Annotated in this window: 12 protein-coding genes; all 12 read right to left on the bottom strand. The window is 61.7% G+C overall.

Going from position 1 to position 13,268, the window contains the following annotated elements; all coding sequences use genetic code 11:
• Positions 1–52: 52 nt before the first annotated feature.
• Entirely contained in the window at positions 53–844 is a 792-nt protein-coding gene (locus AC3EA7_RS17140; RefSeq protein WP_488615292.1) for an SAM-dependent methyltransferase, read from the bottom strand.
• Positions 845–993: 149 nt separating this feature from the next.
• Positions 994–2,022: a PLL family lectin gene (locus tag AC3EA7_RS17135; RefSeq protein ID WP_488615291.1), complete on the bottom strand. Its 1,029-nt coding sequence runs from the start codon at positions 2,020–2,022 to the stop codon at positions 994–996.
• A 196-nt stretch (positions 2,023–2,218) separates the two neighbouring features.
• A complete protein-coding gene (gene hemL / locus AC3EA7_RS17130) occupies positions 2,219–3,520 on the bottom strand; it encodes a glutamate-1-semialdehyde 2,1-aminomutase (RefSeq protein ID WP_488615290.1) in 1,302 nt (433 codons plus the stop codon).
• Between the two features lie 219 nt (positions 3,521–3,739).
• The gene (gene hemB / locus AC3EA7_RS17125; protein WP_488615289.1) at positions 3,740–4,723 is read right to left on the bottom strand and encodes a porphobilinogen synthase; all 984 of its coding nucleotides are present in this window, start codon (positions 4,721–4,723) and stop codon (positions 3,740–3,742) included.
• Positions 4,724–4,931: 208 nt separating this feature from the next.
• Entirely contained in the window at positions 4,932–5,744 is an 813-nt protein-coding gene (locus tag AC3EA7_RS17120; protein ID WP_488615288.1) for a uroporphyrinogen-III synthase, read from the bottom strand.
• A gap of 129 nt (positions 5,745–5,873) precedes the next feature.
• The gene (gene hemC, locus AC3EA7_RS17115) at positions 5,874–6,794 is read right to left on the bottom strand and encodes a hydroxymethylbilane synthase (RefSeq protein ID WP_488615287.1); all 921 of its coding nucleotides are present in this window, start codon (positions 6,792–6,794) and stop codon (positions 5,874–5,876) included.
• Positions 6,791–7,723, bottom strand: coding sequence for a ferrochelatase (gene hemH, locus AC3EA7_RS17110; protein ID WP_488615286.1), 933 nt, complete (start codon positions 7,721–7,723; stop codon positions 6,791–6,793). The genes hemC and hemH overlap by 4 nt, the downstream gene beginning before the upstream one ends.
• A gap of 5 nt (positions 7,724–7,728) precedes the next feature.
• The gene (gene hemE, locus AC3EA7_RS17105; protein ID WP_488615285.1) at positions 7,729–8,775 is read right to left on the bottom strand and encodes a uroporphyrinogen decarboxylase; all 1,047 of its coding nucleotides are present in this window, start codon (positions 8,773–8,775) and stop codon (positions 7,729–7,731) included.
• A gap of 3 nt (positions 8,776–8,778) precedes the next feature.
• The gene (locus AC3EA7_RS17100; RefSeq protein WP_488615284.1) at positions 8,779–9,480 is read right to left on the bottom strand and encodes a chlorite dismutase family protein; all 702 of its coding nucleotides are present in this window, start codon (positions 9,478–9,480) and stop codon (positions 8,779–8,781) included.
• 39 nt (positions 9,481–9,519) lie between these two features.
• The gene (gene hemA, locus AC3EA7_RS17095; RefSeq protein WP_488615283.1) at positions 9,520–10,791 is read right to left on the bottom strand and encodes a glutamyl-tRNA reductase; all 1,272 of its coding nucleotides are present in this window, start codon (positions 10,789–10,791) and stop codon (positions 9,520–9,522) included.
• Positions 10,782–11,423 carry a MerR family transcriptional regulator gene (locus AC3EA7_RS17090; RefSeq protein ID WP_488615282.1) on the bottom strand — a complete coding sequence of 214 codons (642 nt, stop codon included), beginning with the start codon at positions 11,421–11,423 and terminating at the stop codon, positions 10,782–10,784. Before AC3EA7_RS17090 ends, hemA begins: the two co-directional genes overlap by 10 nt.
• 63 nt (positions 11,424–11,486) lie before the next feature.
• Complete coding sequence (gene hemG / locus AC3EA7_RS17085) at positions 11,487–12,956, bottom strand: protoporphyrinogen oxidase (RefSeq protein WP_488615281.1); 1,470 nt, start codon at positions 12,954–12,956, stop codon at positions 11,487–11,489.
• Positions 12,957–13,268 lie beyond the last annotated feature (312 nt).

Genomic DNA, 13,268 nt, shown 5'->3' with positions numbered 1-13,268 from the left:
TTCAATGATCTTGCCTTCAGGCACGGCGGTCATCCAGCCTATAGTCTCGATGCTACAGCGGTTTTGCGAGAATAGCAGCGTAGAACTGCAATCCGACCCCCTCGTGATCCGCCTCAGTGACATAGTCGGGCGGCAGCCCGAGAAACTCGTGCAGCGGCATCAACCCCGACGAAGGAATCTGCCATGGCTGGCTGAATGCGATGCACTCCTCGAGTGAGTAGAGCCAGAAGGGTGATCCTGCCTGACGAAATATCTCGATAAACTGTTCCATCCGAGGAGTCATCAACCCCGGTTGTTTGGTTTCATAGGTGATATAGAGGCGGGAACCCGGCGCCGCCCACTCGTAGAGATCATGAAAAACCCGTGCTATCTCTTCTGGCGAGAGAAACACGGTGATCCCATTTAACCCGAACGCGACCCGCCGTTCGCCGCCAAGAAAGTTTTGCACCTCCGGCGACTCGAGCAGCGAGCGCGCCTCACGCACATCATGCTTCAGGTAGAGCACATTCGGCAAGGATCCGACTAACTGCTGCGCCAGTTCACAGGTATCGGGGTCCAGATCCGAGTAGACGACGCGAGCATCGGGAAGCACGTGATGGATATGATCCTCGGTTGGAAGACCAGACGCGAAGTCGACAAAATGGGTCAATCCTTCCTCCCAGAGCCGACGCGCCGCGTGCTGGAGAAACATGCGCAGCATGCGTACCCACTTTGGTGTGGAGGGCACGAGAGAAAACATGTACTCGGCAGCCGCCTGATCAACCTGCAGATAGTACGAACCGCCCAGGGTATAACTGTAAATTCGGGCGGCGTTTGGCGTGTTCGAGGCGGAAAGTCCGACCACAATTATCCTCCTTCGGGCGTCATAAGTTGGGTAAGCGAAGGCATTGCTTTCGCCTACCCGGTCGCACTTCAGTCAGCGATGTTTCGGATAGGCTCTAAGCTGAGAGATAATTATACACGAGTGCGACGAAAATACCGTAGAAATGGCGCTTACCCTCGCCAGAACCGCCGGATCAGCCCCTGATCGGTGTTGAAAACCGGATCAACCGTCTGTGCAAAGCAGTCGAGGCTGTTGGCGCCCCACGAGACACAGGCAGGCGATGAGGCGATGTTGCCACCCAGGTCCTCCCAGCCGATCCAGCGCGTTCCATCCCAGTAGCGATGCAGCAGATTGCCATTGTCGCCGCGCACGAACAGGCTGATCCGGTTCGGTCCCCACGATGCTGCAGACGGCGCCGACGTTCCGCTCACCCCCAGGTCCTCCCAGATGGTCCACTGGACGCCATTCCAGACGCGGCGGTAGAGTTTGTTGTTGCTGCCGCGCACGAAACACTGCACCTGATTGTCGCCCGGCGAGGTGCAGGAAGGCGCAGAGGTAAGGATGCCTTCGTGGTTGATCCAGTTGATCCAGCGCTGACCATCGTAGTATGCCTGGTACATCTTATTGTCGCTGCCGCGCACAAAGACGCCCACCCGCTGTGAACCCCACGAGACGGCAGCCGGCGCGGAGGTGGCGATGCCTCCCAGGTTCTGCCATTCGCTCCAGCGCTCGCCATTCCACCAGATGTGCCAGACGGCGCTGCTGCCAGCGCGCAATGCGAAGCAACTCATGCGGTTCTGTCCCCACGCAGCGCACGATGGCGCCGACGCCAGACCGCCGCCAAGGTTGCGCCAGCCCGACCAGCGTCCGCCGGCGAACGTCTGCCACAAGAGTGCGCCGCCATCGCCACGAACGAAGATTTCCAGGCGATCCCGACTCCAGGTTGTGGCTGTCGGCGCCGATGTCGCCAGCACTGCGCCGGGAACCGTCTCCCAGGCGCCCCAGCCGGTCTGCGCGACCGATGTCAGCGCGGGTTCACGTTCTGCGCCTGTGCTCTCTGCTTCCAGCACATATGCAGGGGATATTCCCAGGACTTCGTGCGATGGCGCGCTTGCACGCGCCGGTCCAAACGATGCTGAGGTGAACCAGATGATGCTGATGAGCGTCAGAACCGACACAAACCGGTAGACCTGCTTCATATACCTGCACCCTCTCTTCGTGTAAACGCGGGGCGCACCTCTGACAGCATCTGTGAGACAAAACAGGAGAATGATCTACAGACACGCAGTGAATGCTTACCCCGTATCGTACTACACGGAGGTGCGCATTGCAAGGGAAAAACTGGTTCAGGGCACGATCAGGACGACAAGAGCCACCGCGCGATTAGCCCGAAGGTCAAGCGGCGGACGAGTATGCGATTGAACGCATTGCATCGGCGGCAGCGGCAATTGTATCCTGAATGAGCGAGTCACGATGGGCAAGCGACACGAATGCCGCCTCGAATTGCGCTGGCGCCAGGTAGACGCCGCGCTCGAGCATGGCGTGGAAGAACTGCGCATAGCGCTGCGTGTCGGACTTCTTCGCCGACGCATAATCAACAACTGGCTCATTAGTGAAGAAGAAGCCCCACATGCTGCCAGCATGCGCCGTGCGCAGCGGAATGCCCGCCTCAGCGGCAGCCTGCGCGAAACCGGCGCAGAGGGTTGCCGTCGCCTGTTCCAATTGCTCGAAGACGCCGGGTGCGCCAATCGCGCGCAGAGTCGCAATCCCGGCTGCCATTGCCAGCGGGTTGCCGGAAAGGGTTCCTGCCTGATAGACCGGACCGGCAGGCGCGATCAGTTCCAGCAACTCGCGTCGTCCGCCATAGGCGGCAGCCGGTAATCCGCCACCGATCACCTTTCCAAGACAGGTGAGATCGGGCGTCACGCCATACTTCCCCTGGGCGCCGCCACACGCAACGCGGAAACCGGTCATGACCTCGTCGAAGATAAGCAGGGCGCCGTATTCGTCGGCTAAGCGGCGCAGACCTTCGAGGAAGCCGGGTTGCGGCAGAACCAGCCCCATGTTTCCGGCGACCGGCTCGACGGCAATCGCCGCCACTTCGCCAGGGTTCGCCTTCAACAGCGCCTCGACTGCGTCAAGGTCGTTGTACGGCGCGGTCAACGTGCTGGCAGCAGTCGCCGCCGTGACTCCCGGACTATCGGGCAGCCCCAGCGTCGCAACACCGGAGCCAGCCTGTACCAGGAACCCGTCGAAGTGCCCATGGTAGCATCCGGCGAATTTGATAACCTTGTCGCGGCGCGTTGCCGCGCGCGCCAGGCGCAGCGCGCTCATCGCCGCTTCAGTGCCCGACGAAACGAACCGCACCATTTCGACAGCAGGCATCGCCTGCGTGATCAGGCGCGCCAGTTCGCTCTCGAGTTCGGTCGGTGCGCCGAACGACGTACCACGCGCCGCCTGTTCAGTGACAGCGGCGACGACATCGGGGTGCGCATGCCCCAAAATCAGAGGACCCCAGGAGAGAACGTAATCGATATAGCGGTTGCCATCGACATCGAAGAGGAACGCCCCCTCGCCGCGTGCGATGAAGCGCGGGATGCCGCCAACTGCGCGAAAGGCGCGCACCGGACTGTTGACGCCGCCAGGGAATAGTGAGCGCGCTTCGGTAAACAGTGACTCGGAACGAATAGTATTCATAGGTATGACCAGACCATCAAATGATAGGGGTTAGGAGTTAGATCGCTTTCCTCAATCTGCACCCTTCCCGCCTGTAACCTTCCACCTTCCCACGTGCAACATGCAACGACCGCCTTCCACCTTCCCGACTGCAAACCTTCACACGGACAATGTGCGATGTGTGGAGACGTTGCCGTGCAACATCTCTACCTGCACGCCTCTTGCTTCCTGCCTCTCGTCTCATTCCGCGGCTATCCAGCGCGCGGCATCTTTGGCAAAGTAGGTGATGATCATATCCGCTCCGGCGCGGCGAATGGCAACCAGGCTTTCGAGCGCGGCACGGCGCTCGTCGAGCCAGCCGAGCTGCGCCGCTGCTTTGATCATAGCATACTCGCCGCTCACCTGGTACGCCGCCAACGGCAGATGGTAGCGCTGCCGCACTGCACTGATAACGTCGAGATACGCGCCTGCCGGTTTGACCATGATCATATCGGCGCCCTCGGCAACATCGAGATCCACTTCGCGCAACGCCTCACGCCCGTTCGCCGGGTCCATCTGGTAGGCGCGCCGGTCGCCGAATGCCGGAGCAGACTCGGCGGCTTCACGGAACGGACCATAGAAAGCGGACGCAAACTTGGCAGCATACGACAGAATCGCCACCTGCGCATGGCCTGCGGCATCGAGAGCGGCGCGAATGGCGGCGACCTGCCCATCCATCATAGCGCTGGGAGCGACGATGTCGGCGCCGGCGTCAGCATACGCCACTGCACACCGCGCCAGGATGTCGAGCGTCGGATCGTTGAGCACGTCGCCATTGCCAGGCGTTTCCGCCAGGATGCCGCAGTGCCCGTGACTGGTATATTCGCATACGCACACATCGGCAATCACGGTCAACTGTGGGGCAAGCCGCTTGATGGCACGGATCGCCTGCGGCACCGGACCCTCTGGATCCCACCCGCCGCTGCCGGTCGGGTCTTTGTGCGCGGGAATGCCAAAGAGGAGGACTGCCGGAATCTGGAGTTCGGCAATTTCGTTGATCTCGAGATCGAGTTGATCGACCGAAAGCTGCGCGTGCCCTGGCATCGAACGGATTGGACGCACAATGCCGCTACCGGCGACAACAAAGAGCGGTGCGATCAGATCATCGGCGCTCAACACAGTTTCGCGCACCATACGACGCAATGCAGGTGTGCGACGTAATCGCCGCGGACGGTTGATGAGCATGGAAGCCTCCTATGGATCAGGGGTTAAGGGCTGGCATTTCGATACAGCTGCACTTCTCACCATCATGACTGACAAACTCACACAAAGGCGCAAAGGCGCGAAAGCCACAAAAAAGAGGCGTCACTCACCTCTCACCTCTCACCTCTCACCTCTCACCTCTCACCCCTCACCTCTCACCCCTCACCTCTCACCTCTCACCTCTCACCTCTCACCTCTCACCTCTCACCTCTCGCCTCTTGCCTCGCGCCTCCAACCCCACACACACCGCCTCCACCACTCCTTCCAACGCCGGACTCGGCGCCTGCGCCGCTATGGGAAGCCCTTCATCCCGCAGCGCCTGTGCAGTCGTCGGTCCTATCGCAATCAACGCAACGCCGTCGAACAGGGCGCGTGCCACGGAACGGTCGATGCCGAACTGTTCCATGCCGTCGATCAGGTGGCGCAATGTCGATGGGCTGCTGAACACGACGGCATCAATGGCGCGGCGGCAGAGCGGATCGATCAGATCACGCACCCCCGGACCGGGAACCGTCCGGTAGGCGGTCACCACATCGACGAACGCCTCTCGCGCTCGCAAACCGACCGCCAGCGTATCGCGTGCGATGTCGGAGACCGGCAGCAGAAAGCGTTGCCCGGCGACATTCCGCAGTTCTGCCAGCAACCCTTCCGCGTTTTGTTGCGCCGGCAGCAGATCGACTCGCCCGCCGTGCGACTCGATGGCGGCAGCCGTCGCTTTGCCGACCGCCGCCACCCGCACGTGCAGCGGCGGCGGCAGCGCCTGATACGTTGCGAGCGCATCAACGGCGGCGGCGCTGGTAAAGATAATCCAGTCGTACCCGGCGAGACGCTCCAGTGCTGCTTCGAGCGGCGTCGGATCATCAGGCGGCGCATAGGCAATTGTCGGGCAGACCAGCACGTCCGCTCCCTGATTGCGCAACGCTGACGCCAGACCCTCAGCCCGTTCGGCGGCGCGTGTAACTGCGATCCGTTTCCCTTGCAATCGACCGGTCGGTTCTGTCATACCTGCCGTTTTTCTCGCTCTATCCGCATCTCTGGCGAACGTTGGCTTCGACAGGCTCAGCCAACACATATTCCGGCGCCGTTTCGAGATACACGATGGTGTTTCTGGCGAATGTTGGCTTCGACAGGCTCAGCCAACGCACCCTGCAAGCAATGCCTGCCCGCCTGCGTCGAGCAATTCCTCCGCCAGCGCCGATCCTAAACCTGCCGGATCCGCTGCCGATCCGCTGCGCATACCACGCACCATACGCCCGTCCCGCGCGCCGATCATGCCATACAGGAGCAGTTCGTCGCCTTCGAGCTGCGCCAGCGCCCCGACCGGCACCTGGCACCCGCCACCGATGCGCGCCAGGAATGCGCGCTCGGCGGTAATCGCAACGCGCGCCGCCGGATCATCGAGCGCTACGAGCAAAGGCAGCACCGTATCGTCGCCGGCGCGCGCCTCGACGCCAATGATCCCCTGAGCGACCGCCGGGATCAAGACATCCGGTTCGATCAGTTCCGTGATAACATCCTCGAGACCAAGCCGTTTCAAGCCGGCTGCGGCGAGCACGATGGCATCATACTGCCCTTCGCGCAACTTGCGCAGCCGCGTATCGACATTCCCGCGCAGGTCGACCAGCGTCAGATCGGGGCGCAAGGCGCGCAACTGACAGGCGCGCCGCAGGCTGCTCGTGCCGACACGCGCTCCAGACGGCAACGTCGCAAGCGTCATGCCCGGCTGCGCCACCAGTGCATCACGCGGATCGGCGCGCCGCGGGCAGGCAGCCAGCGTCATATCGGGCGGCAGCGTCGATGGCAGATCCTTGGCGCTGTGGACCGCCAGATCGACCCTGCCGGCACGCATCGCCTCTTCGATTTCGACAACGAACAGCCCCTTGTCGCCGATGGCATTCAGCGGTCGGTCGAGAATAATGTCACCGCGCGTCGTAATATGCTCAACGGCGACGGTCAATCCAGGATGCGCCGCCTGCAACGCATCGCGGATCATATGCGTCTGCACCAGCGCCAGTTTGCTGGCGCGCGTGCCGATAGTCAGCGTCTCCCTCATACGCGCTTTTCCAGCACATCGTGCAGCAGCGACGCCAGCACATCAACGAACTCGTCATCGGCATTCGGCATCCGAATACGGCGGAGCGTCATGCCCAACTCCGCAGCCTTCTCCTGCGCCTCACGGTCGATGTCCCACAATACTTCAAGGTGGTCGGCGACGAAGCCAAATGGCGCGCTGATGACGGCACGTACCCCTTCACCGTGCAATTCTTCCAGATAATCGAGAATGTCGGGACCAAGCCACGGTTCGCCGGTCATCCCGGCGCTCTGGTAGCAGAGGCGCCAGTCGGTTAATTTCAGCAGTGCAGCGATACCCGCCGCACTTTCGCGCAATTCATCAGGATACGGGTCGTTCCAGGACAGAATGCGTTCCGGCAGGCTGTGCGCACTGAAGAGCACCAGCGCCTCATTGCGCAGATCGGGGGGTAATTCGGCGCGCGCCGCAGCAATCCGATCCGCAATCAGCCGCCGGAAACCCGGATAGTCGTGCCAGCGTTCGATGAACGTGACCCGCAGCGGTCGTTCGAGTGCGGCGTTCGCCGCATCGAGATATGAGCGATAGCCGCCAATGCTTATTCTGGAATAGTGCGGCGCAAGCGCGAGCGCAACAACATCCTGCACGCCATCGCTCGCAATCCGCGGCACAGTCTCGGCAATGAACGGATGCCAGTGCTTCATGCCGACATAGACGCGATACCGACGTGCATCGAGCCGCGCCTGCAACTTGTCGGCGACGGCGAAGGTCAGGTCCTTGAGCGGCGTGCGACCGCCGACCAGCCGGTAACGCTCACGCAAATGCTCTACTGCTTCGGGCGACGGCTTGCGTCCTCCGCGAATGTGGGTAAAGTATGGCTCGACATCGTCGAGACTCTCCGGCGTGCCGTAGGCAAGCAGGAAAATGCCCGTTGGCGATGTGTGATCAGTCATAGTTCTTATTCCGCTGAATATTCATGCACAAACTCTGCCAGGCGGCGCACTGTATCGACCGGCGTTTCGGGAACGATTCCGTGCCCCAGATTGAAAATATGCCCTGGACGACCGGCGGCGCGGTCGAGAATATCGGCGGCGCGACGACGGACTTCGGGCCAGGGCGCCAGGAGCGTATGCGGGTCGAGGTTACCCTGTACAGCGACGCCCGGACCGACCTGCGCCCATCCATCGTCGAGATAGATGCGCCAGTCGAGACCGATCACATCAGCGTCGGTCTGACGGAGCAAACCGAGCATCCCCGACATACCGACGCCAAAGTAGATAATCGGCGGCGGCGGAACGACGCCACAACCGGCGCGCACCTGGATGATGCACTTCTGCACAAACGGCAGCACATACTCGGCATAATCGCCAGGCGCCAGTGCGCCCGCCCAACTATCGAAGAGTTGCACCGCATCGGCGCCGGCTTCGATCTGCGCGATCAGGTAGGCGCTCACCTGGGTCGTCAGGCGCTCCATCAGGTCGCGCCACGCCTGTGGCTCAGCATACATGAGCGCCTTCGTCAGACGATGATCGCGCGACGATCCGCCCTCAATGGCATACGCCGCCAGCGTAAACGGCGCGCCGCTGAACCCGATCAGCGGCGCGCGCCCTTCCAGTTCACGTTTCACCAACCGAATCGCCTGGATGGTGTACGCCGCCGTCTCGCGCGGATCGGCGTCGTGCAGGGCAGCAATGTCGGCGGATGAGCGCAGTGGATTGTGAATGACCGGACCCTCGCCCTGTTCATAGGTCAACTGAAGCCCGATCCCCTCGAGCAGCGGCAGAATATCGGCAAAGATAATCGCAGCATCGAGCGGAAAGGCAAGGAGCGGCTGCATGGTGATCTCAGCAGCCAGTTCCGGCGTTTTCACCATATCAAGAAAGCCGTAACGTTCGCGGATGGCGCGGTACTCCGCCATATAACGCCCTGCCTGGCGCATAAACCAGACCGGCGTGGCATCGGCTGGCTGGCGACGGCATGCCGCCAGAAAACGATGGAGCGTCATAGGTTATCCAATCAGCGCCAGCGCCTCGCGCAGCGGACGATGAATCGCCGTAATGATCGGCGTATCGCGCAAGGTGTACCGGCGCGCTTCAGTTGCGCGCAGGTCGGTGACAAGCTGACTGAACCGCGGCAGGTCTTCCGTTTCATACGCAACAACAAACTCCTGATCGTCGAGACCGGTTGCGTACAACAGCACCTGCCGGATGTCGGCATACTCATGACCAACGCGCATATGCTCATTCATCATCCCCTGACGAGCATCGCGGCTCATCAAATACCATTCCGTGGTTTTACTGAACGGATACACAATCAGATACGTCTGGCGATCATTCAGATCGATCGCCTGTTCCTGACTGGTTGGGCGGCGCGTGTAGACCGAGGAGCGGGTATAGCCGAACAATTGATAGGAAATCTCGCTATAGCACCCGATACCGCTCTTCAGCAGCCGCGAGGTCATCTCCTGCATTGATACGGGATCGACGCCGCGCCGCCAGAGCAGGAGATCGACGCCGATCTTCAGGCCAATGCCGCTGTACGCCCAGGTCGTGATGGTGGAGGCATACTCCTCTGCCACGCTGGCGAACGCCTCACGGCCATCGGCGCGCGCGTTATGTGGCAGACGACGCCAGGCAGGATCGACCCTGAACGCCGTAAACTGAACAAACCAGGGAGTTGTGTTTGCGCTGATGTTCTCCTGATCAGCCATATGTTCGTGTTCCTCTCCAGGCGGATTGCGTATGTTCTGTCACCTGTGCAGAGCATGAAAGGGAGTATCATCAATATTGAACAGCCGGCGCACTGCCGTCACCAGTTCACTGCCCGCCTCCGGGTCGCGCAGCGCAACGATCGGCTCGTGCAGCAGTTTATTGATAATCGCCGTGCTCAGCGCAACCACGGTTTCGCGCTGCTGCGGCGAGAGTTCGGGGCAACGCGCCAGCGCCCGCCGGATTTCGGCATCGCGGATGGATTCGGCGCGTTCGCGCAGAGCGCGGATGGTTGGAACCGCCTGTTGCACTGCCCACCATTCGATAAACTTCGCCACTTCGCCATCGATGATTGCCTCGGCGCGTTGCGCCTCGGCAGCGCGCAACGCGCGATTGGTTGTGCAGATTGGCTCCAGGGCGTCCACGTCCTGGAGATGAACATGGAGAATATCCGCAACACGCTGCTCAATATCGCGCGGCACTGCCAGGTCGAAGAGGAGCAGCGGCGCGGAGCGCCCGGCTGCGGCGCGCTCCACCATCTGGCGTGACACCACAATGCCCGGCGCCGAGGTGCAACTGACCACAATATCGCTCATCGCCACCACATCGCTCAGATCGTCCCACGGTCGCCAGGCGACGCCGTGCCGCTGCGCCAGTGCGCGCGCGCGCGCCTCCGTGCGATTGACGATGATGATGTTCCTGCACCCCTCGGCGAGCAGGTGCTTCAGCGCCAGTTCCGCCATATGCCCCGCGCCGATGACCAGCACGCGCCCCCGTTTCAGCAGATCGGGGAACTGACGCATCGCATCGACCGCGACCGACACCACCGACACGTGACCGGCGGCGATGCCGGTTTGCGTGCGCGCCCGCTTCCCCGCTGCCAGCGCCCCGTGCAACACGCGATGCAGCACCGGACCGATCGCTCCAGCAGCGTGCGCAATTGCAAGCGCCTCCTTGATCTGACCGACGATCTGATCCTCACCGAGCACCATCGAGTCGAGACCGGCGGCCAGCCGATAGAGATGGCGCACAACGGCTTCATTGTGATACGTGTAGAGTGATGGCGCAAACACCTCCCGATCAACGCCGCGCTGCTCACCAAGGAACGTTTTCAACACCTCATCGCCAACCACACCGTCATGCGTCACGGCGCACACCTCGACCCGATTGCATGTCGAGAGGATGATCCCCTCATCGACATGCTGGCGCAACGCCAGGAGCGCACCGGGCAACTCATTCAGACTGAACGCCAGTCGCTCGCGCACGATCACCGGCGTTGTGCGCTGATGCACACCGATCAGGGTTATCTGCATACCCGATCACCTCGCTCTTGTTGCTCATATCCGGTAATCACCCCCAGCAGCACCGCGTCCATGAAGTGGTCGATACGCGCATGGAGAGCGACTGCCTGATCGAGATCGTTCGGTTGGGCAATGCCAGGCACCGGCATTGCCAGCCGTGAAAACGAATTGCGGAAGAACAGGAATGCCTGCACCGTATCGTGCATGCTGACTCCGGCATCGCGCGTTTCGCGCCCATAACTGCACCCGATCGCGCGCGCTTCGTTGAGGAACCGTTCGTCTTCTTCCTGGCGATTGATATACTGGATCAACAAGCCAAGAAGACGCTGCCCAAGACCGCGCATCCGCTCGGCATTCGAGTGCGTCATCAGGCGTGAATGCCAGTCGGCGCGCGCCATGGCGTGCGCATCGAAGCGCAGCAACGACAGCGGCGGCGGTGTGGATGGTCGATCATGCTGCTGCGCTTCTTCCATCGCCTTCAGCAGTCCTGTCCGTGAGAAGCGACGATGACCGCCAAGGGTGCGCTTCATCGGCACCCTCCCCGTGTCCCCCCAGCGGCGCAGCGTTGATGCCGCTACTCCAAGGAGGGCGCTCGCCTCGGCAAGCGAAAGCCATTCATTGTCGGCTGACCCCGCATCGTTCATGGCGATAACATGTTACAACTTTCACAACATATCGCAAGTTGAGAAATCTTTATTCGCTGTTGATTATGGCGACGTATGTCGCGCAGCGGCGACCACCTCGAGCGCCCGACGCGCCGCCTCGCGCCCCTGTTTGATGCAGTCGGGCACGCCGACGCCGCGATACGCTGCACCGGCCAGCAGCAGACCGTCGGGACAGAGCGCTTCGAGCGCCGCGATTCGTTCCAGATGGCCAACGTCGTACTGCGGGTTGCCGTTGTTCCAGCGATAGACGCGCGTCAGCAGCGGAGCAGCAGTAATGCCCAGGATGGCACGCAGATCGGATTGCGCCAGACGCATCAGTTCGTCATCGTCGCATGCCAGTAGTTCTGGCCGCCGCGACCCGCCGGCGAAGCAGCGCAGCAGGAGATAGTCATCGGGAGCGCGATGGCGAAACTTGACCGAGGAGAGGGTGCAGGCGTTGATCCAGGTCTGTTCGCTGCGCGGAATGACCAGCCCATAGCCATCAAGCGGCGTCCCGACCTCACTGCGTCGGTAAACCAGCGAGATGGTTGCTGTCGAAACGTACCGGATGGCGCGCAGCGCCTCCGCCAGCGCCGGGAACGACTCGCCCACAAGGTCGGCAGCGGCATAGGACGGCGTCGCCAGGATGACCGCATCGGCATCCAGGGTGGCGCCATCGTCCAGCCGCAGGCGATACGGACGCGCAGCAGTTGGATCGTATGCCAGCGCCACCACCCGGCGGTTGGTCAGGATACGCGCGGTCAGATGCTGTTCCAGCCGCTCGACCAGCGAGCCCATGCCGCCGCGCAGGGTCATAAAGGGCGACTGATGCGCCGAAGAAGATGGCGGTGCAGAGCGACGAGCCGCCAGCATGCCACGGATCAGGCTACCGTGACGTTTTTCCAGATCGCGGAAGCGGGGAAACGTCGCCATAATGCTCTGACGCTCACACTCGGCGCTGTGAATGCCGGAGAGAATTGGTTCCGCCAGACGGTCGAGCGCCTCATTCCCCAGGCGACGACGAATGAAGTCGGCGAGCGTCTCATCGCCATCATCGCGGCGTGCCGGAACGAACAGGTCGAGCGCCATGCGGAGCTTTCCAAACGGCGAAATGAGCGGCGAAAACGCAAAGGGCGCAATGCGCGTCGGAACGATCAGGAGCATGCCTTCAGGAAGCGGTTGCGGTCGTCCACGGGTCAGCACCCAGGTAGTGCGACGCATCGGCGCAGCGACCATCAACTCCTCACCTAGACCGATCTCACGCGCAAGTTCGGCAGCCCACGGTTTCTGCGCCATGAACGAGTCGGGTCCGCCTTCGATGATGAACGACCCGTTGCGCTCGGTGACGATCTTGCCACCCAGGCGCGCCTCGCGCTCGATGAGCGTCACGGCGACCGGCGGAGCGCCGTTGGACGCTGCGCGTCCCAGTTCATACGCTGCGCTCATACCGCTGATCCCGCCGCCGATGACAACAATGTGCGACCGGTCATCGGGGAACAACGCCACCCTCGATGTCGAATGCATCGCGGTCATGGACATATCAATCTAGTCAAATCTTGTCAAATCCGCGCTCACTATAGTAGATTTGGCAGGTTAAGTCAAGGTTTACAAAAGTGACACAATGCATATGCAAGAGCGCGACAGGTGAGAGGTGAGAGGTGAGAGGTGAGAGGTGAGAGGTGAGAGGTGGGAGGTGGGAGGTGGGAGGCGAGAGGTGAATCAGTAGAGACGTTGCATCGCAACGTCTCCAGTGCGAAGGTTGCCGGTTGTCGTAGGGGCGCCGCTGGCGCGCCCTTGCGTTGCATGGTGCGCATTGCACGTGGGAAGGTGGAAGGTGGTCGTGGC

Source organism: Roseiflexus sp., from assembly GCF_057785375.1.
The sequence above is the reverse complement of the archived record's forward strand: the minus strand, read 5'-3'. Positions and strand labels throughout refer to the sequence as shown.